General features: G+C 27.1%; 20 protein-coding genes. 11 read left to right on the top strand and 9 right to left on the bottom strand.

The annotated features are described in order from the left end of the window. Positions 1–25: 25 nt before the first annotated feature. The 10 genes from CHAB381_RS06895 (at position 26) to CHAB381_RS06850 (ending at position 11,758) form a co-directional block, all read left to right on the top strand. On the top strand, positions 26–1,570 hold the full coding sequence (locus CHAB381_RS06895) for a class I SAM-dependent methyltransferase (protein WP_012109321.1): 1,545 nt from the start codon (positions 26–28) through the stop codon (positions 1,568–1,570). A gap of 268 nt (positions 1,571–1,838) precedes the next feature. Further along, positions 1,839–3,254: an oligosaccharide flippase family protein gene (locus CHAB381_RS06890; RefSeq protein ID WP_012109320.1), complete on the top strand. Its 1,416-nt coding sequence runs from the start codon at positions 1,839–1,841 to the stop codon at positions 3,252–3,254. Continuing rightward, positions 3,251–4,234 (top strand): glycosyltransferase family 2 protein, encoded by a 984-nt coding sequence (locus CHAB381_RS06885; RefSeq protein ID WP_012109319.1) that lies wholly within the window; start codon positions 3,251–3,253, stop codon positions 4,232–4,234. The genes CHAB381_RS06890 and CHAB381_RS06885 overlap by 4 nt, the downstream gene beginning before the upstream one ends. Beyond that, positions 4,227–5,363 (top strand): non-hydrolyzing UDP-N-acetylglucosamine 2-epimerase, encoded by a 1,137-nt coding sequence (gene wecB / locus CHAB381_RS06880; RefSeq protein WP_012109318.1) that lies wholly within the window; start codon positions 4,227–4,229, stop codon positions 5,361–5,363. The genes CHAB381_RS06885 and wecB overlap by 8 nt, the downstream gene beginning before the upstream one ends. Before the next feature lie 3 nt (positions 5,364–5,366). After that, positions 5,367–6,581: a UDP-N-acetyl-D-mannosamine dehydrogenase gene (gene wecC, locus CHAB381_RS06875; protein WP_012109317.1), complete on the top strand. Its 1,215-nt coding sequence runs from the start codon at positions 5,367–5,369 to the stop codon at positions 6,579–6,581. A 394-nt stretch (positions 6,582–6,975) separates the two neighbouring features. After that, on the top strand, positions 6,976–7,920 hold the full coding sequence (locus tag CHAB381_RS06870; RefSeq protein WP_172462804.1) for an O-antigen ligase family protein: 945 nt from the start codon (positions 6,976–6,978) through the stop codon (positions 7,918–7,920). Continuing rightward, positions 7,908–9,284, top strand: coding sequence for a D-glucuronyl C5-epimerase family protein (locus tag CHAB381_RS08540; RefSeq protein ID WP_012109316.1), 1,377 nt, complete (start codon positions 7,908–7,910; stop codon positions 9,282–9,284). Before CHAB381_RS06870 ends, CHAB381_RS08540 begins: the two co-directional genes overlap by 13 nt. Before the next feature lie 26 nt (positions 9,285–9,310). Beyond that, the gene (locus tag CHAB381_RS06860; protein ID WP_012109315.1) at positions 9,311–10,456 is read left to right on the top strand and encodes a glycosyltransferase; all 1,146 of its coding nucleotides are present in this window, start codon (positions 9,311–9,313) and stop codon (positions 10,454–10,456) included. A 55-nt stretch (positions 10,457–10,511) separates the two neighbouring features. Next, positions 10,512–11,147, top strand: coding sequence for a WecB/TagA/CpsF family glycosyltransferase (locus CHAB381_RS06855; protein WP_012109314.1), 636 nt, complete (start codon positions 10,512–10,514; stop codon positions 11,145–11,147). 164 nt (positions 11,148–11,311) lie between these two features. Then, a complete protein-coding gene (locus CHAB381_RS06850; RefSeq protein ID WP_012109313.1) occupies positions 11,312–11,758 on the top strand; it encodes a glycosyltransferase in 447 nt (148 codons plus the stop codon). Positions 11,759–12,694: 936 nt separating this feature from the next. Here CHAB381_RS06850 and CHAB381_RS06845 read toward each other — a convergent pair. The 3 genes from CHAB381_RS06845 to CHAB381_RS06835 form a co-directional block, all read right to left on the bottom strand. Continuing rightward, complete coding sequence (locus tag CHAB381_RS06845; RefSeq protein WP_012109312.1) at positions 12,695–13,045, bottom strand: type II toxin-antitoxin system HicB family antitoxin; 351 nt, start codon at positions 13,043–13,045, stop codon at positions 12,695–12,697. Then, entirely contained in the window at positions 13,042–13,272 is a 231-nt protein-coding gene (locus CHAB381_RS06840) for a type II toxin-antitoxin system HicA family toxin (protein ID WP_012109311.1), read from the bottom strand. The genes CHAB381_RS06845 and CHAB381_RS06840 overlap by 4 nt, the downstream gene beginning before the upstream one ends. A 1,637-nt stretch (positions 13,273–14,909) precedes the next feature. Then, a complete protein-coding gene (locus CHAB381_RS06835; protein ID WP_012109307.1) occupies positions 14,910–15,161 on the bottom strand; it encodes a hypothetical protein in 252 nt (83 codons plus the stop codon). Positions 15,162–15,300: 139 nt separating this feature from the next. Here CHAB381_RS06835 and CHAB381_RS06830 point away from each other — a divergent pair, with 139 nt between their 5' ends. Beyond that, complete coding sequence (locus CHAB381_RS06830) at positions 15,301–15,537, top strand: hypothetical protein (protein ID WP_012109306.1); 237 nt, start codon at positions 15,301–15,303, stop codon at positions 15,535–15,537. On the opposite strand, the gene CHAB381_RS06825 is transcribed toward CHAB381_RS06830, so the two are convergent. From CHAB381_RS06825 to CHAB381_RS06810, 6 genes are all read right to left on the bottom strand, one after another. Further along, complete coding sequence (locus CHAB381_RS06825; RefSeq protein ID WP_012109305.1) at positions 15,534–16,274, bottom strand: hypothetical protein; 741 nt, start codon at positions 16,272–16,274, stop codon at positions 15,534–15,536. The two genes, CHAB381_RS06830 and CHAB381_RS06825, sit on opposite strands and share 4 nt — an antisense overlap. A 76-nt stretch (positions 16,275–16,350) precedes the next feature. Further along, entirely contained in the window at positions 16,351–17,049 is a 699-nt protein-coding gene (locus CHAB381_RS08535; RefSeq protein ID WP_012109304.1) for a Rha family transcriptional regulator, read from the bottom strand. Between the two features lie 13 nt (positions 17,050–17,062). Next, positions 17,063–17,188 (bottom strand): hypothetical protein, encoded by a 126-nt coding sequence (locus tag CHAB381_RS09140; RefSeq protein WP_012109303.1) that lies wholly within the window; start codon positions 17,186–17,188, stop codon positions 17,063–17,065. Next, positions 17,172–17,342 carry a hypothetical protein gene (locus CHAB381_RS08765; protein WP_012109302.1) on the bottom strand — a complete coding sequence of 57 codons (171 nt, stop codon included), beginning with the start codon at positions 17,340–17,342 and terminating at the stop codon, positions 17,172–17,174. Before CHAB381_RS08765 ends, CHAB381_RS09140 begins: the two co-directional genes overlap by 17 nt. Next, positions 17,332–17,583: a hypothetical protein gene (locus CHAB381_RS06815; RefSeq protein ID WP_041570520.1), complete on the bottom strand. Its 252-nt coding sequence runs from the start codon at positions 17,581–17,583 to the stop codon at positions 17,332–17,334. The genes CHAB381_RS08765 and CHAB381_RS06815 overlap by 11 nt, the downstream gene beginning before the upstream one ends. Beyond that, positions 17,570–17,800 carry a helix-turn-helix transcriptional regulator gene (locus tag CHAB381_RS06810; protein WP_012109301.1) on the bottom strand — a complete coding sequence of 77 codons (231 nt, stop codon included), beginning with the start codon at positions 17,798–17,800 and terminating at the stop codon, positions 17,570–17,572. Before CHAB381_RS06810 ends, CHAB381_RS06815 begins: the two co-directional genes overlap by 14 nt. Positions 17,801–18,045 lie beyond the last annotated feature (245 nt).

The raw sequence follows: 18,045 nt of genomic DNA, 5'->3' as shown, positions 1-18,045 counted from the left end.
TTTAATTTGCTGAAAAGGATTAAAAATGCAAAATATAGAAAAATCATATGATGAAGTTCCTTATAATTCTAAAGTTTTTAAATGTTCAATGCCTGAAAATTCAGCACTGGCGGCTATTATTTTCGGACTTAAAACGCCAAAAATTGAAAACGCAAGAGTTCTTGAGCTTGCCTGCTCAATGGGCGGTAATATAATTCCGTTTGCGCTAAATCATCCAAATGCCAGCGTAGTCGGAGTCGATCTTAGTTCAAAACAAATCGCGAAAGCCAAAGAAATAATCAAAAAGCTTGAACTAAAAAATATAAAATTTGAAGTTAAAAATATCAAAGATATTGATAAAAGTTTCGGCGAGTTTGATTATATTATAGCTCACGGCGTTTATAGTTGGGTAAGTGACGATATAAAAGATGCGATTTTACGAATTTTCAGTGAATGTTTAAGCGAAAACGGTGTTGCGTATCTTTCATATAATTGCTATCCCGGCTGGAAAGGTAAGGAAATACTTCGCGATATTACGCTTTTTAGAAATGAAGGTAAAGAAATTTCAGCTGATGAGAGTATATTAAATTTCAAAGATACATTAAAGTATCTTAAAAACAATGCAACAGGTATGGTAAAAAATGTCGTGGATAACAATTTTGATAATATAATAAATAAGCCTAGAGATTATTTGATACACGAATATATGGAAGGTTTCAATCAACCGAATTATCTTTATGAAGTCGTGCGCGATGCGAAAAATAAAGGACTTGAATATCTTTGCGAGGCAAATTTTAAAAATGATATATTTTTGCCTATAAATGATTCTTTAAAAGATGCACTTGAAAAAGAGTGCGGCAAAAACCGCGTAAAAATTCAACAATTCATCGATTTTATAACAAATAGAACTTTCAGACGCACACTTTTTGTAAAAGATAATTTTGCAAAAAATATGAGCAGTGAAGCGAATTTGAAATTTGAAACGATTGACGAGCTGTTTTTAAGCGGTAAATTCAGCTACGACTTTGCGAAACAAAGCTATAAAAATCTTGAAAACAATATGTTTATGCCGCGCGGAATGGGCGAGCTTTTAGAGAGTTTAAACGAAATTTACCCATCAAATTTAAAAATCGGCGATTTTATGAGTGATTTTAAAAAAGTTCATGATAAAGAAGAAATTTCCGCGATGTATAAAAATATCGGCTATAGCATTTTTGCTAATTTAATCGAGGCAAATCTTTGCAAGATGAAATTTCTAGCGCCAAATTTGGAAAAACCTAAGATTAAGGATTCTCATATAAAACTTTTGGAATTTTTAAAAGAAGATGAAAACACAATTGGCTTTTTTATTCCGAAATATGATAATATAGGGCTGAATAAAGAAATTGATTATGAAATTTTACCGAAGTTTAACGGTAAAAATTCTAAAAACGATTTGGTAAAAGAACTTATCAATTTTGAGAAAAACGGAAAATTTCACTTTGTGATTGAAGAAAAAATTGTAAAAAATGAGAAAAAAATAGAGCAAATGGCTGAAAAGTATATAAATGACAAAATAAATATGCTTAGTGTTTACGGACTTTTAGTATAGAAAATTTTACTTTATTTTTAAAAAATTAATAAAAATTTTTAACTTTAAAGCATTTAATTTAACAATTTTATTAATTTTTATGTAACTTTTTTGCTTTAAGTAAAAATTTAAAATGTATTTTACAATACATATAATTAAGCATACGTGAAGTTTATTTAATATAAAATAATAAATTTTCAATTCAATCTAGAAATTTTTTTGAGTTTTTTGATGTTTTGTTTTTATGATATAAAAAATGTAAAATAAAAATTTATAAGAGTACAAAATTTTGAGTGATTTAAAAAGATTTGTAAAATCAAGTGGAATATATTTTCTAGGAAGTATTTTAAGTAAGCTTATAGCATTTTTTATGCTTCCAATTTATACAAGATACTTAAATCCGGCTGAGTTTGGAGAGTATGACTTAAGCTTAGCCTATATGCAGTTTTTTATCTCATTTTTCTTTTTGGATATTTATATTGGCATTATGAAATTTTTGCTTGATCCAAATTTGAAAGAAATTGAAAATTATAAAGAAAAAGTTCTTTTTTCAGGCTTTTTTATCTTTTTTATATCTACTTTAGTTTATTTTTTATTTTTTTATCTTTTTATGCAAATTTATGATATTAAATTTAAATCCATACTCTTATGCCTTGGCCTATTTTCAAATTTGCAAGGTGTTTACGGCTATATTTGTAGAGCTTATGGTAAAAATTCAGTATTTGTTATAAGCGGCGTTGTTAATAGTATTTTATATTCTATAACTTCATTTGTATTGCTGTATAAATTTGATTTTGGATATGAAGCTCTGTTTTTAGGTGCATTGTTTGGAAATTTGGTAGCTATTTTTATGATGGAATGTAGAGTAAAAGTTATAAAAAAGATTAAATTCGCTCTTTTTGACTTTACATTTTTTAAAAGGCTTTTGTATTACTCACTTCCACTTTGTTTAAACTCGCTTTCATATTGGTTTGCGGCTGTTTATGGTAGATCTGTTATAGCAAATAAGTTAAGTTATGCCGATAATGGATACTATACTATTGCTTTAAAATTTGCGATGATTATTTCTCTTGTTGCTATGTGTTTTAAACTAGGCTGGCAAGAAGTGAGCTTTTCAAAAGATCTTAAAAAACAGAATAACTCTATTTTTTACTCAAGAGCTTGCAATGAATATCTTAAATTTATGCTTTTATCGGTAGCTGTTTTATTACCGGTAATTAAGATAATTTTTCCATTTTTTATAAACAGTGCTTTTAATGAAGCTTTGATTTATATCCCGCTTACTCTTTTAGGAGCTATAGTTTTTGGTTTTAGTGAGTTTTTGATGAGTATCATAAACACCATAAATAAAAACAAATATCTTTTTATCGCAACAGCTTGCGGTGCTACTTTAAACATAATTTTACTATATCTGTTTATCTACAAGTTTAAAGTTTTTGCAGTGGCTTTTTCATATATTATATGTTACTCATTGGTGTGTTTTATAATGGTACTTGTGATAAACAAAACTTTTAAACTGAACATAAAAATGCTAAATATCATGCTTTATCTGTTTATTTTGCTAATTCAAAGCTTAATTATGATAAAATGCAATGGTTATGCAAACATAATATCTTTTATTGTTGTTTGTTTGCTGTTTCTGTTTTTTTACAAAAATGAAATCAATATAATAATTTTAAAATTAAAACAAAGGCTTTCTAGATGAGTAACCCACTAGTTTCTATAATCGTTCCAGTTTATAATGTAGAAAATTTTATAGAAAAGTGTGCTACAACGCTTTTTGAACAAGACTATGATAACATAGAGTATATTTTTGTAAATGACTGCACACCGGATGGTTCAATAAGCGTTTTAAAAGAAATTATAGAAAAATATCCAAATAGAAAAAGCGGTATACAAATAATAAATAAAGAGAAAAATGAGGGCTTGCCACAAGCTAGAAAAACTGGCTTAAAAAATTCAAATGGTGAATATATAATGCACGTTGATAGCGATGATTGGGTTGAATTAGATATGGTTAGTTCTTTAATAGGAGAAGCTATTAAAACAGATGCTGATATGGTTATTTGCGATTATTATATAAATTATAGTAAAAAAGAAATTTATAAAAAAACTTTTCCCATAAGCAATCTAAGTAGTGATGATATAATAATCAAAACATTGACACTGGAAATTTTATCATCAATGTGTTGCAAGCTTGTTAGAAAAGAAATTTATTCTAAAGTAATTTTTCCAGTTTTTTCCAATAGAGAGGATATGTTTGTAAATTTACAGTTTTACAGTATTATAAAAAAATATTCATATCTAAATCGTGCTTTTTATCATTACAATAAGGCAAATGACAGCTCAATAACGCAAAATTATGAAAATAATAAAAATATAAATGATCTTAGAGATTTTTATATTGTAACTAAGAATTTTTTACAAGATAATAGTTTGTCCGAATCAATAAGGTATTTAAATATTGGTCTTTGCTACAGTATAGTTTCTATATCTAACGGCAATTCAAAAAAGCTTTTTGATGCTATCTGTCCTAGTGCAAACAATATAAAGTATATTTGGAAAAATAATTCACTAAGTTTTATAAAAAAAATAGTATTTTCTCTACCATTTTTGCACTTAGAGTGGTTATATGTAATAATTAAAAAGTTTTATAAAACGACAAAAGGGAGAATGTATGACTAAAATTTTAATTATTTTTGGTACCCGTCCAGAAGCCATAAAAATGGCACCATTGGTAAAAGAGTTTAAAAAACATAATAAATTTGATACAAAAATTTGTGTCACAGCCCAGCATAGAGAGATGTTGGATCAAGTTTTGGAAATTTTTGATTTAAAGCCGGATTATGATTTAAATATAATGAAGCAAAATCAAGACTTATATGATATAACCTCCAATATTTTGCTTCAAATAAAAAAAGTTTTTGATGATTTTAAACCAGACTTTGTCTTTGTTCATGGAGATACTACAACGACATTTGCCTCTAGTTTGGCTGCATTTTATAAGCAGATTAAGATTTGCCATGTTGAAGCAGGGCTTAGGACATACGATATCTACAATCCTTTTCCAGAAGAAGCAAATAGAGTTCTAACAAGCAAACTTACCAAATTTCATTTTGCCCCTACAAACAAAGCGATGCAAAATTTGTTAAAAGAAAATGTTGATAAAAATAGCATTTTAGTAACAGGCAATACAGTCATAGATGCGCTTTTTTGGGTGCTTAACAAAATAAAAAGTGATTTAAACTTAGAAAAAGAGATTTATGAGAAAATAAAGCATTTCTTAGATGATAAAATCGATATTAAAAAAGATAAATTTGTCTTAGTAACTGCACATAGAAGAGAGAATTTTGGAAGCGGTATAGAAAACATATGCCACGCCATCAAAACTTTGGCACAAAACAATCAAAATATTAAATTTATCTATCCTGTGCATCTAAACCCCAATATTCAAGAACCGGTCTTTAAAATACTTAGCAAAATTTCAAATATCTATCTCATAAAACCTTTGGACTATTTGGAATTTTCATATTTGATGAGCCTGTCTTATTTGGTGCTAACTGACAGCGGTGGAGTGCAAGAGGAGGCGCCAAGTTTAGGAAAGCCTGTTTTGGTTTTGCGAAGTACAACTGAAAGACCAGAAGCAGTAGAAGCAGGAACTGTAAGGCTAGTGGGAACATGCATAAAAGAAATTGTAAAAACTACGCAATTGTTGATTGATGATAAAAATGAGTATGGGAAAATGAGTAAAGCCTCTAACCCTTATGGCGATGGTAAGGCTTGTGAGAAAATAGTGAAATTTATTGAAAGGTAAAAAATGAAAAAAATTTGTGTTATTGGTTTAGGTTATATAGGTTTGCCAACAGCTTCTCTTTTGGCTTGCAAAGGATACAATGTTCATGGCGTTGATGTTGTTGAAAAAGTTATTAATACTATTAATAAGGGTGAGATACATATTGTGGAGCCAGAATTGGCCGATTATGTAAAAAAAGCTGTTAAAAACAAAAATTTAAAGGCTAGCTTAAAGCCTGAATATGCAGATGTCTTTATAATAGCTGTACCAACTCCTTTTAAAGATAATTTTAAGCCAAATATAGATTATGTTATTTCAGCAACAAATTCGATACTTCCATATATAAAAGAAGGTAATATTATAGTTTTAGAGTCTACCTCTCCAGTTGGCACAACGCACAAAATTGAATCCATAATAAAAGATTATGGTATTGATACATCGAAAATTTATATAGCACATTGCCCAGAGAGAGTTTTACCTGGAAAAATTATGCGTGAACTTATATCTAATGATAGAATAGTAGGGGGGGTTTCTCAAATGGCTACAAAAAAAGTAGCCGAGTTCTATAGGGAATTTGTAAAAGGAGAAGTTCTTGAAACATGTGCAAAAACAGCTGAAATGACAAAGCTAACAGAAAATAGCTTTAGAGATGTTAATATAGCTTTTGCTAATGAACTTAGTATATTATGTGATCAGTTTGGTATAAGTGCTTGGGAGCTTATTGAGCTGGCAAATAGACATCCTAGAGTAAATATATTAAAACCAGGATGTGGTGTGGGAGGTCACTGTATTGCTGTAGACCCATGGTTTATAGTATCTGAGGCAAATGGCAATGCTAAGTTGATAAAGAAAGCTAGAGAGATAAATAATTATAAGGCACAATGGTCTATGGAAAAAATAAAAAATTGTGCTTTAGAGTTTGAATTAAAAAATAAAAAGAAACCAAAGATAGCATGTATGGGTCTTGCTTTCAAGCCAGATGTTGATGATCTAAGAGAATCACCTGCGTTATATATTGCAAAAAATCTAAAAAAAGAAGGATTTGAAATATTGGCTGTTGAGCCAAATATTAGAAATCATCCAGAATTTAAAATTATAAATTTTAAGGATGCTTTGGTGGATGCAGACATAATTGTATTTCTAGTAGGACATAAGGAATTTTTAAATTTAAATCTTAAAAATAAAATAGTGTTGGATTTTTGTGGAATATGTAATGCTTTCAATAACGTTAGAGTTTAATTTTTTATTTTTTTATTTATATTGTATTTTTTTAAAAAATAATTAAGGTATAAATTTAAAATGTATTTGATTGTGCCAATATTGTTAATTAAAAACATTTTAATAAAATACAAAAATATATAAAAAAGGAAAATATTTGTTAAGAAAAAATTGTAATTTTATTAATTTATTGATATGTTTTATGTGTATATCTATTTTAATTGATTGCATTAATGGGTATTTAATATTTAATGATGTTGGTTATTCGATATCACGATTATATAGATGTATTTTATTAATATTAATATATTCTTATTTATTTATAAAATTAAAAATTCTTATAATACTTAACACAGTATTTGCTATAATATTTTACATGATTTATTTCACTGCAATAAATATAAAATTAGAATACATGGATTGGCTAATTAAATTTATTATTATAGTTGTTTCATATGAGCTCGGAAAGATTTTAATAAAAAATGGCAAAAAAAAATCTATACTAAAAATAATAAAGATATCTTTTTTTATTCTATTAATAAATTTTATGCTTGGTTTCTTTGGTTTTGGTTTTAGCATGTATGGAACTAGCATAGGAACCAGTGGATTTATTTTTGCAGGAAATGAGATTGGAGTGCTTGTAGTCATACTAGGAACTATTCTTTTGATGCATCATATAACAAATAATAATTTTAAAATGTTTTTTATTATATTATTTTGTATGTTTTTTATGTCTGCAATGTTAACTTCAAAAGTTTCTATTTTAGCTACAATTATTATTGGATATTTTTTTGTATCAATAAGATTTTTTGATAGTATCAAAAACAATAAAATAGATAAAAAAATATTCTCATATACATTACTAATGTGTACTGTTATTTCAATATTACTTCCTTGTGTGTTATATTATGTATTATTTGAACAAAATTTGCTTTCTAGATTATTATACTTTTATAATAGAATTGATCTTGTGACACTGTTTTTTAGTCATAGAAACATTTGGGCATATGATTCTGCTATGATTTATATTAATAATTATAGTTTTATAGAAAAAATTTTTGGTTCAGGTTTTGGCGCTAATTCTTCTAATATTAAAGAAATAGTGGAAATAGATGTTGTAGATTTTTTAATGTACTATGGCTTTTTTGGTGTTATTATAGTATTTATTTTCTTGATGTTAGTTTTTTTGAAAACAAATAAATATAATCCATTAAGATATTATTTGTTTGTTTCATACTTTTTAATAATTTTAATAAGCTTGACAGCAGGGCATGTATTTAATTCAGGTGTGTCAGGATTATATTTAGGACTTTTATTTTCATTTTCAAATATAAGAAAGGGTAAAACATGTTTAAAATAAAATTATTACTAGTGCATATTTGCTTTGCAAGTTATTTGCTGTCTGGGGATATTTACAATTTACCAAAACCATATCCTTTAGTTAATAGTAATATTGAAAAATTTAAGAATTATTCTTTAGACAATAAAGGAATTCCGCTTACAGAATGGGGTGGTGATAAAATATATTATCCTATTGCCATATCCCAAATAGCTCTGTACTACTATGCGCATTTCTATGAAACAGGAGATTTAAATAGTAAAAAATATTTTTTAAATTTAGCAAAATGGCTTTTGGACAACTTTAAAGATAATGGGGATTGGGGTGGTGTATATTGTTATAATGAGCTATATGGTAGTGGTTATAATTTACCAAACCCTTGGTTAAGTGCAATGTCGCAAGGTTTTATATTATCAGTTTTTTATGAGGCATATATACTTACAGATAAAATTGATTACTTGCATATGGCAGAAAAGGTTTTAAATTCTTTTGACATATATTCTGAAAATGGTGGTTTTAAAAGTGATTGGGGAACTGGAATATGGTACGATGAATACCCTACTTCACCAAAAAAACATGTTTTAAATGGTTTTATTTTTTCATTAGCTGGACTATATGATTATTATACATATACAAACTCAGATAAAGCAAAAAAACTATTTCTACAAGGTATTGATTCTTTAAAAGAGCATCTAGCTTCTTTTGATGCAGGATTTAATTCATATTATAGTTGGTCAGAAAATCCTTATATTCATGGAATAGCATCTATGGTCGGAAATAAATATCACGATTTACATATAGATCAATTGCTTTGGATATATTATGTTACTAATGATATGTTTTTTAAAAACTATGCACATAAATTTTTAAAACAAGATTTTCAGGACATTAATAAACTCTATGGGTTAAATAATAGGTTTCAAAACATATATGCTGACTATTCTATAGATGAAGTAAACTTTGGACCTAATAATTTAAAAGATAGTAATTGGACATATGGTAAATATTGGAGTACAAATAAATTTCCAACAACTTTAATAGTTGAGTTTAGTAGAAAAATTAATGATATAAGCGAACTCGTTTTAGTAACAACAGGAGACAATATAGAGGAGAATGATTTTAACTTAAGCATTTATTATGATAACAACACAACAGAAAATGCAAAAATTTTTTTATCTGATAGGCAGGAGCATAGAACTAGGCATTTTAAAGCTAATGTGCATAGGTTTCTTATATATATAGATAATAATAATAGTAAAATTAGTAAAATTTCAATAACATTTAATAAGCATGATGGAGATATTTTGGCTCTACGAGAGATAAATTTTTATTATGATATGTCTGAAGAAATGGAATTTTTGCTAAAAAAATATATTATAAAATGATATATTGTTTTAAAAAAGGAGATTAATTGAAAATAAAAGTTATAACAGGAAGGTATCCTAGTTTAAATAATCCATATAATCATATGTTTGTTCATACTAGAAATATGGAATATTTAAATTATGGGCACAGTGTGGAAGTTTTTGTTCCTTCAAAAAATAAATATACCTATAATATTGATGGAATAAAAGTAAACTATATGACATCAAAAGAAATTATAAAAAGTTTAGATGATAAATGTTGTGTGATAATTCATTTGCTAATTCATTCACTGATTGATGAGATAGATGGTGGTGTTATATATCAACATATTATTAAAAACGATATAAAAACATTGTTTTTTATACATGGCATAGAGGTTCAAAAAATTCTAAAGAGTAGAACAGATGATATTAAGTTTTCTCAACCAAAAAGTATTATAAGGTTTTTATATAGAGATTTCTATCTCATACATAAAATGAAAAATACCATTCAAGATATTTTAAAAAATACTAAAAATATAAAATTTGTTTCGGTGTCAAAGTGGATGCAAAAAGAAGCGGAAAATACTCTTGGGGTAAAATTTGAAAATAAAATTTTCATTATACCAAATGGCATAGATACTAATTTATTTTACTATCAAGAAAATTTATATAATAATAAATATAAAATTTTAACCATTAGACCGTTAATTTTAAAAGGTAAATATGCAGTAGATCTATCTATTGATACTATGAAATATATTACAAATTATAATGTTAGTTTAAATATATATGGAAAAGGAAATGAATATAATAACATCGTAAAATACATAAGGGATTTAAATTTGAGCAATAAAATAAATTTACATAATAGCTTTATAGAACATAAAGATATCCCAAAAATACATAAACAACATGGGATATATTATGCTGTTACAAAAATGGATGCTCAAGGTGTATCAATGTGTGAGGCCATGTCATCTGGGTTGCCAACTATATCTTTTGATGTTTGTGCTATATCTGAATTTATTACTAATAATATTAATGGTTTGTTGATATCTCCATATGATTTAAAAGATGCGGCAAATAAGTTAGATGAACTTATTTCAAATAAAAATTTATTTTTAAGGCTGTCTGAAAACGCAAGAAAATCAATAGAAAAAATAGATATTAAAATTACTACAAAAAAAGAATTGGAGTTATTAAATGTATAAAAATATCACATTGAATGGCTATAGTGTGAAGCATTTCCCTTCCAAGGAGTCTTTTTTGAATTTTATAGACAATAAAAAAAAGATTTTGGTAGCTATAAATGCTGAAAAAATAATGAAAAATGACAATAGGCTTAAAAATATTGTAAATAATAATATTGGTTATCCAGATGGTATAGGTGCCGTATGGGCTCTAAGGCAAAAAGGAATAAAGAATGCTATAAAAATACCGGGTTGTGAATTTTGGTTGGATATTATTGAAAGATACTATAAAAATAAAAAATTTTATTTGATAGGCTCTACTGATGAGGTTATAAAAAAAGTTGTTGACAAATTGCAAAATAAATTTAGCGGTATTGACATTGTTGGATATAGAAACGGATACATAAATGAAACAGATAAGAGACAATTAAAAAATGACTTAATGTCATCGAAAGCCGATATTGTTTTTGTTGCTCAGGGTTCACCAAAGCAGGAATATTTTATGGAAGAGTTATCGCAAGAATACCCAGCCCTATATATGGGTTTGGGTGGCAGTTTTGATATATATTCTGGTTTGAAAAAAAGAGCACCAAATTTTTTTTTAAAGAATAATTTGGAGTGGTTTTATAGACTAATGAGAGAACCAACTAGGATAAAAAGAAATATAGTTTTTATTAAATTTTTATATTTATTATTGTCAAAAAAGCTATAATTACATCATGTGTTTAATTATGTAAATGTTTATATATTATAACTAACAGATAAGTACTGGTTGAAATCTATTTTTTCATAGTTTTAATATTAGTTTCAGCGGGATATTGGATTGAGTATAAGCAGAATATATTTGTTTAGCTATAAGAAAAATATAAAGAAAATGTGGAGTTTATTGTTTTGGGCTCTTTTGATGAGAATAATCCTTTTAGCTTGAGCAAAAAAGTTTTGGACGACTATATACAAAGCGGTATCATTACATATCCAGGTTTTGTCAGCAATCCAAATGAGTGGATAGAAAATAGTTCAGTTTTTGTTCTTCCGTCTTATTATAGAGAGGGAGTTCCAAGAAGCACTCAAGAAGCTATGGCTATCGGTAGAGCCATAATAACAACCAATAGTGTTGGCTGCAAAGAAACAGTCGTTGATGGTGTGAATGGTTATCTAGTTCCTATTTGTGATGTTAAGAGTTTAGTAAGTAAAATGGAGCTATTTATAAACAATCCAAATTTAATAGCTAAAATGGGTAAAGAGAGCAGGAAAATAGCTGAACAAAAGTATAATATAAAAGATGTAAATAAAACACTTATAAGCTTTATTTTTAAAGAGTGAGTTTGATTTTTTATACCCCTTTTCTTCCTAAAACTATCCAAATAGTTTTAAAAACTACTTTTATTATTCTAAGTTAAAGTGCAAAGCGTCAATGTTTTATGTAGTATAGAGCATATTGTATTGGTTTTTGCTTAGCGTCATAAGTGATATGATATAATGTATTTAAGTCAATAAAATTATGGCGAACGGTATAAAAAGGTATTTATTCAAATTTATCTAATTGATATTTTCACTCAGGCTATCAGTTCTAAGATTTTTTTGCGCTTAATTTGAGTTTATGGCTTACCGATAAACAATGAATTTGAAAAATATACTAAAATGTATTTTTCAAAAATACATTAAATCAAATTACATAACTAATATTTTATTTAAGAAGAAGCCGATAACTCTACTGTCATAAAATTCAAATTGTGTTCGGTATATTATAAGGATTTTATATTTTGTTAAACTTTTATAATAACATAAGAAAATTAGCTCACAAATAAAATAAAAAATGAGCCAAAATAATGAATTATTAAATAAAATAAAAAATTTATAAACTGTATAAAATCAGTTTTTAAATGATTTTATTACTGCAAATGATTTATTTATATTGTAATTGAAATTAGCTATTAATGGTGGCCCCGAATGGGCTTGAAAGTAAGCTAGTAATAATATCGTATTTAAGGGAGTTTGAAGTGCTTTAAGGTTTCTAAAAAATCGCATTTTCTTATTATTTTTATTATTATTTCTTTTTTCGTCTATCTTTTTTTATGATTTGAAAAAATGCTTTTATGAGTTGATGAAGTATAAAACGGGGTTTTTATTTTTTGCTGTGAATTATATCGAAAATAATCTAAAATGATAACTATTTTTTACACGAATATTTTAAAGCTCTTTTTTACTTTTCTTTTCAGGCTTGATTTTTTTTATTTGTAAATAAGCACATTGAAACTGTTAAATTTTAGCAAGTTTCATATTTGCCGCTTCACTTAAAAATTTACTTCTATTTTTAGTTACTTTATCGATAGCATTTAATAAGCTTCGCGGTAAGCAAATATTTACTCGAACGCTTTTATCGTTTGGCTCAGGTATAAAATCGCCGTCTTTTAATGCACTCTCTACGAAACACGAAAACGCTTCTTTTAAATCGTTTATAGCTTCCATTTCATTTTTGCCCCAACCTGCCATAAGCGTGTTTTTTGTTAAAACAGCGTCTGTATATTCCGCGTAATAATCACCGTCTTTTAGCTTTTTTACGCTTATAGTGTATGGTAAATTAAGATAATAATTTAAATCTTTTTTCATTGCTTATCCCCTTTAATTCTGTTTAAAATCTTTGTTACATAAATCTCTTTAATCGGTTTATGGTAAGGTATTATTATTGTTTCATTGCCTTTTGCGAATTTATGATGAGAGCCGCGAACGCTTTTAAGCTCGTAGCCAAAATACTCTAAAATCTTTTTGATGTCGTTATAATTGACATTTGTAGGCTGATTTTGTATTTTTTCGATTAATTTTAAAATCGAACTCATATTTTTTTTTATCCTTATTTAATTTTTATCTTGTGTGTAATAATACACAATATAAGCTGAAAAGAATTTTAATTTTTTTCATTGCTTTTAAACATCGATTATAGGGGTGTTTTCTCATCATAAAGTTATAAAATAGTGGTAAAAATAGGGTAAATTTAGGGGTTAAATAGTGTTTTAAGTGCGTTAATAGCGTTGTTAGGTATGGAGTGGTAAAACGTGGTAAAACGTGGTAAAGTTAAAAGGTGTTAAATTTTAAGCTAACGGAATATATAATTTATAAAGAGAATATATAATTTTATAAAGAGAATATATTGTTACTAATTAATAAAAATTATTATTTAATAATTTTTATCTATAAGAAAAATTATATAAAAAACTTTATCTACTCCCCCCCCACCGCCACATACGATAGGCAAATATGTAAAATAGTCCTACAGAATTTTTTTATAAATTTTCGATTTTCGTGTTTATATGCAAAATAAAAATAAAAAAAGCTGAATAAAAATGCTGAATTGTATAAAATCACACACAAACTTTTTAAAATTTCAAAATAAAAATAAAAAATAATAAACAAAAAAAAGAAAAAAAGAAAAGAACCAAAAGAAAAAAAGAAAATTTAGGTTAATTTATAAAATAAAAAGTTTCTACTCTTTTTATTTTTTTTCTCTTTTTTATTCTCTTTAACTCTTTTACTCTTTTCTTTTATGTTACTTTTCTTTTCTCTTTTTCTCTTTTCTCTTTTTTTCTCTTTTTTTTCTTTTTCTCTCTTTTTGAGAAATGCATTTCTCATTTTTGAGAAAAAGTATTAAGTAAAAAGTGCTTTAAAAATGCCTAAAATAGGATATTTTAAATTTTAACTGTGCCATTTTATATATTGATTTCGTTAAAGTGGTATGCGTGAAATATCGATTTTATCGTAGTTTTTACGATTTCTCAAAAATTGGACTATCGATAGTCCGAAATTGGCTGATGATTTTTTTTTGTAAAAAAAGATTTTTATTTTTTATTTGTTTAAAAATTGATTTATTAATCAAAATAAGGCTCAAAAATCGATTTTATTTTGTTAAGGCATATAAAGTTATGTCTTTTTGAGTTTTTGCTTTTATGAGCCTTTAAAATGCGTTTATTTAACTTTTGACTTTTTTATCCGTAAAAGATGTGTTTTTAGCTTTTATTTGACTTCTTTTAAACGTGGATATTTTTTTAAAAGCAAAAAAAGTAAAGTTGATTAAGAAATTTTTAAAAATCGCGCGAATAATAATTTAAGGTTAAATGAATATTTAATTAAAAAAAGTCTTAATATGTTATTAGTTAGTTGTATTAAAATGATACACATTAAGAGGGTCGAATTCTTAAAGTTGAAAAATACCGTTTTTTTAACGTTGATTTAACGACGCTACACGGCTATTTAGATGAGAATTTCAAATTTAGAAATTTTTTAATTTTCAATAAACAAAATGAACTGATTTGGATAAATAACGACTACACATTTTTGCAAAGCTTAAAGTTAAATATTTGGTTAATGATTTTTTTAAGCTTCGCGGTTTTTAAAGTTTATTTTGATTAATTTTTTTAATAAACTCTTTCTATTGTTTCTTTTTAAGCTTTTTATAATTTATAAACAAAATTTATAAATTTTACTCGCTACCGTGTTTTAACAGTAAATCGTGATAAGCTGCTTTAAGGGCGAAAAACTCCGCTTTCATCGCGTTATGTTTGTCTTTTAAAGCGTTAAAATTAGTGGCTAGATTTTTAAGCGCAAAGAATAAATCATAAGCACAATCAAGCGCATTATACGCGTCATCATCGTTTTTATATTCGCCTAAAAACTCAATGAATTTTTCCATTACATCGTCCCGTATTTCATTTTTACACAAAGCCTTTTCCATTTTTCGCTCCTTTATACATTTATACTTAAAAAAGTATTTATAATTAGAATATTATCATTATTTAATTATTATGTCAAGTGTTTAAATAATGTTTTAAGTATTTTTTGGCATAATATCATCATTAAATAAAGGTAATATTATGGATAGAAAAGAATTTAATAAGCTTTTAGAAAAAGCCGATTTAACTAAAAAAAAGTTTGCTGAAATTGTCGGTATGAAATATAATTCCGTTAATAATTGGGGTAGTTCTCAAGCTATTCCGCGTTGGGTTATTTCTTGGCTTGAAAACTATATTAAATCATCAAAATTTGATAAAGTTAAAAAGATTTTTAATGATGAGGTCGATATTGAAAATTTAAAATCAAATGACGCTTAATTTTTCAATGCGCTTATAACGTGTTCTAATAAGCCGTAAATTGCCATTATTTTACCGCCTAATGTTTTGATGTTGCTATTGCATAATCGCTTTAAATTAAGCATTATTTCGGTTTCTATGCGATAAAGCGGATATTTTAAATTATCTTTCAACTGTTTATCGTAAATATAAAATCGTTGCACTAAATTGTATAACTCTAAATCAAAATAAACTGTCGGGCTTGTTTCGCCGTATTCTCTGAAATTAAAATTCTTTTTTAATTTATCGGTGTTTAAAGGCTCTTTAAAGTCGAAACATAAATCAATGCTTGTGATTGTATTAACAACTCTTAAAAGCTTATTTATAAGCTCGTAATCGGGCTTTTCTCTGTCGTATTGTTTAAGCGCGTAAATTTCAAGGCGTGATTTATGTCTGTTGCCGTTTGTAGTATTCGCGTAATAAATCGGCAAAATCTTTTCGTTATCCGTAAGCGTGTAGATATTTGTCAAGTCAAGTTTTTTATCGTAGTGATAGCGCTTATAAATTTTAATAAAATCATCGTTCTTTTTATTAAGTTTCCGCCATTTATAACCGTAATTTTCAGCAATGGTTTTCAGTGCGTTTATTTTATTCGTGTTGAGGTTCGGGGCAATGCCGTTTTTATAGAAGTCGGATCGAATAGTATCAATTGCGAGATTTAATTTGGTATTTTTATTTAAACTGTTGATTACATCGTCAAAATTGTGTATAATACTCATATCTTTTATTTTTTTATTTTTATTAAGGCGGTTTTTATCCTAACCGCCTTTTTTTAAAATTCTACATAAAAGCGACTTAAAAACTTTCAAAATGCTTGTCAAATACCTGCTTTAAAATATCAGTATCGTAGGTATTTACCTTGCCGAACCTTTTATCGATAGTAGAGCCCGTGCAAATTCCTTGTTCTCTGCTTAATTTAGCCGCTTTTTTGCCGATGATAGCGGCGTTATAAGAGTTCGCTTTTATGCCATTCAGGCTCGCATAAGCGATTACCGTCAATTCTTTATCATTAGCCAAAATACGATTAATATTATTTCTTGCTTTTAACTGCTCTTTATGAAGTTCATCGGTTTTTGCTTCAAGCGCTTTCATCTTTTGTTGATTTTCTTTTAAAAGTTCCGCTTGTTTAATCAAAATATCTATTTCGCTCATCGGCTCTTTCAGTATGGCTTCCATTTTATTAAAGGCATTAATATACGCTATTTTAAATTTGTAAGCTTTTTCGCCTGTAAAACTCATCACCAAAAGCGAAAAGCCATCTCTGGTTAAATTATAAAATTTTGTCTCTTTATCAAAAAGTCCATTTCTGCGGACTTCGCACGACGGCTCAAAATTGAGCTGTCGGAAATCATCATTCGGCAAATTCTCAATTATTCTAATAATATTTTTATGCTCTTTTTCAAAAACTTCAGCTATTTGAAGTGAGTTTGTAAAAACTTTATCTTTAACTACTTCAAATTCAACTTCTACATTGTTGATAATTATATTATTCATTTTCTATCCTTTTTTATTTTTTTATATTTATCAACGCAAAATCGCGTTCGTTGAAATTATCTTTTGCGTCTTTATAATTAACCGAATTTATTTCGGCGCCGTCAAATTCCGTTTTTATAATGTCAATTAAATTTTTCATTTTCTACCTTTTTTTTATCTCTAGCTCTTTTTTCCATAAAGTCTATTATTTTGTCTGATACGTAAAAAATAACGGCAAGAGTTATAAATACCGTTATTATACTTGCTGTTACCAATACAAAAACGCATAAAAATACAATTATTTCAACTAGCATTATTAAGTCCTTTAGTATTGTTTTCGGGTCTTATATCAAGCTTCGTTTCCAACTCGTAAATGCTACTTCTTTGTGTCTGCACTATGTGAAATAAATCGTAAGCGCAATCAATCAGTCTTTGGTCCGCTGTCTCTAATGACTTGACATTATAAACGTGTAAATGCCTTTTAAACTCTTTCAGCAAGGCTTCATTACCAGCGCCGAAACAATCGGCGCTCACTTTAAAATTAAGCCTTGGCATTTTGCGCTTCCGCTTTCTTACCGCTAAAAAACGCTTCTATTTCGTTAGCGTCATATACGATTACGCCTTTTGTTACTCTTATAGGCGTTATTAAGCCTTGTTTGCCGTAATTTAAAATTGCACTCCTACCGATTGGATAAAGCCTTGTAATATCGGCAATTCTTAAATACCTTTTTGGGGCATAACCTTGATTTACTGTTGAATAAATGTTCTCCATTTTCAGCTCCTTTTTTTGTTTTGTTCTTAAAAATAAGCGTTCAAATATTAAAATCGCTTTCAACGGCTTTAAACTTTTTTTCAAGTGATTTAATATTTAAAAAACTATGTGGCTATTTTTGTATAAAAAAGAATTTTTTTAAAGGGTTAAAAAAAATTATGGGTAAATTTTATTTGAATGTCAATATGTAGATGTAAATCAAAATGCCTAAAAATCGATGTTTGTTTTGGTTTTTAAATATATTT

Source organism: Campylobacter hominis ATCC BAA-381 (assembly GCF_000017585.1).
GTDB lineage: Bacteria > Campylobacterota > Campylobacteria > Campylobacterales > Campylobacteraceae > Campylobacter_B > Campylobacter_B hominis.
Note: the sequence above shows the minus strand (reverse complement) of the source record. Positions and strands in the feature narration are given on the sequence as shown.

Excerpts from the sequence above, each read along its gene's own strand:
- CHAB381_RS06810 (WP_012109301.1), bottom strand. The coding sequence starts at position 17,800 with ATGGAGAACATTTATTCAACAGTAAATCAAGGTTATGCCCCAAAAAGG.
- wecC (WP_012109317.1), top strand. The coding sequence starts at position 5,367 with ATGAAAAAAATTTGTGTTATTGGTTTAGGTTATATAGGTTTGCCAACA.
- CHAB381_RS06830 (WP_012109306.1), top strand. The coding sequence starts at position 15,301 with ATGGATAGAAAAGAATTTAATAAGCTTTTAGAAAAAGCCGATTTAACT.
- wecB (WP_012109318.1), top strand. The coding sequence starts at position 4,227 with ATGACTAAAATTTTAATTATTTTTGGTACCCGTCCAGAAGCCATAAAA.
- CHAB381_RS06895 (WP_012109321.1), top strand. The coding sequence starts at position 26 with ATGCAAAATATAGAAAAATCATATGATGAAGTTCCTTATAATTCTAAA.
- CHAB381_RS09140 (WP_012109303.1), bottom strand. The coding sequence starts at position 17,188 with ATGAAAAATTTAATTGACATTATAAAAACGGAATTTGACGGCGCCGAA.
- CHAB381_RS08765 (WP_012109302.1), bottom strand. The coding sequence starts at position 17,342 with ATGCTAGTTGAAATAATTGTATTTTTATGCGTTTTTGTATTGGTAACA.
- CHAB381_RS06870 (WP_172462804.1), top strand. The coding sequence starts at position 6,976 with ATGGATTGGCTAATTAAATTTATTATTATAGTTGTTTCATATGAGCTC.
- CHAB381_RS06845 (WP_012109312.1), bottom strand. The coding sequence starts at position 13,045 with ATGAAAAAAGATTTAAATTATTATCTTAATTTACCATACACTATAAGC.
- CHAB381_RS06815 (WP_041570520.1), bottom strand. The coding sequence starts at position 17,583 with ATGCCAAGGCTTAATTTTAAAGTGAGCGCCGATTGTTTCGGCGCTGGT.
- CHAB381_RS08540 (WP_012109316.1), top strand. The coding sequence starts at position 7,908 with ATGTTTAAAATAAAATTATTACTAGTGCATATTTGCTTTGCAAGTTAT.
- CHAB381_RS06825 (WP_012109305.1), bottom strand. The coding sequence starts at position 16,274 with ATGAGTATTATACACAATTTTGACGATGTAATCAACAGTTTAAATAAA.
- CHAB381_RS06835 (WP_012109307.1), bottom strand. The coding sequence starts at position 15,161 with ATGGAAAAGGCTTTGTGTAAAAATGAAATACGGGACGATGTAATGGAA.
- CHAB381_RS08535 (WP_012109304.1), bottom strand. The coding sequence starts at position 17,049 with ATGAATAATATAATTATCAACAATGTAGAAGTTGAATTTGAAGTAGTT.
- CHAB381_RS06840 (WP_012109311.1), bottom strand. The coding sequence starts at position 13,272 with ATGAGTTCGATTTTAAAATTAATCGAAAAAATACAAAATCAGCCTACA.
- CHAB381_RS06885 (WP_012109319.1), top strand. The coding sequence starts at position 3,251 with ATGAGTAACCCACTAGTTTCTATAATCGTTCCAGTTTATAATGTAGAA.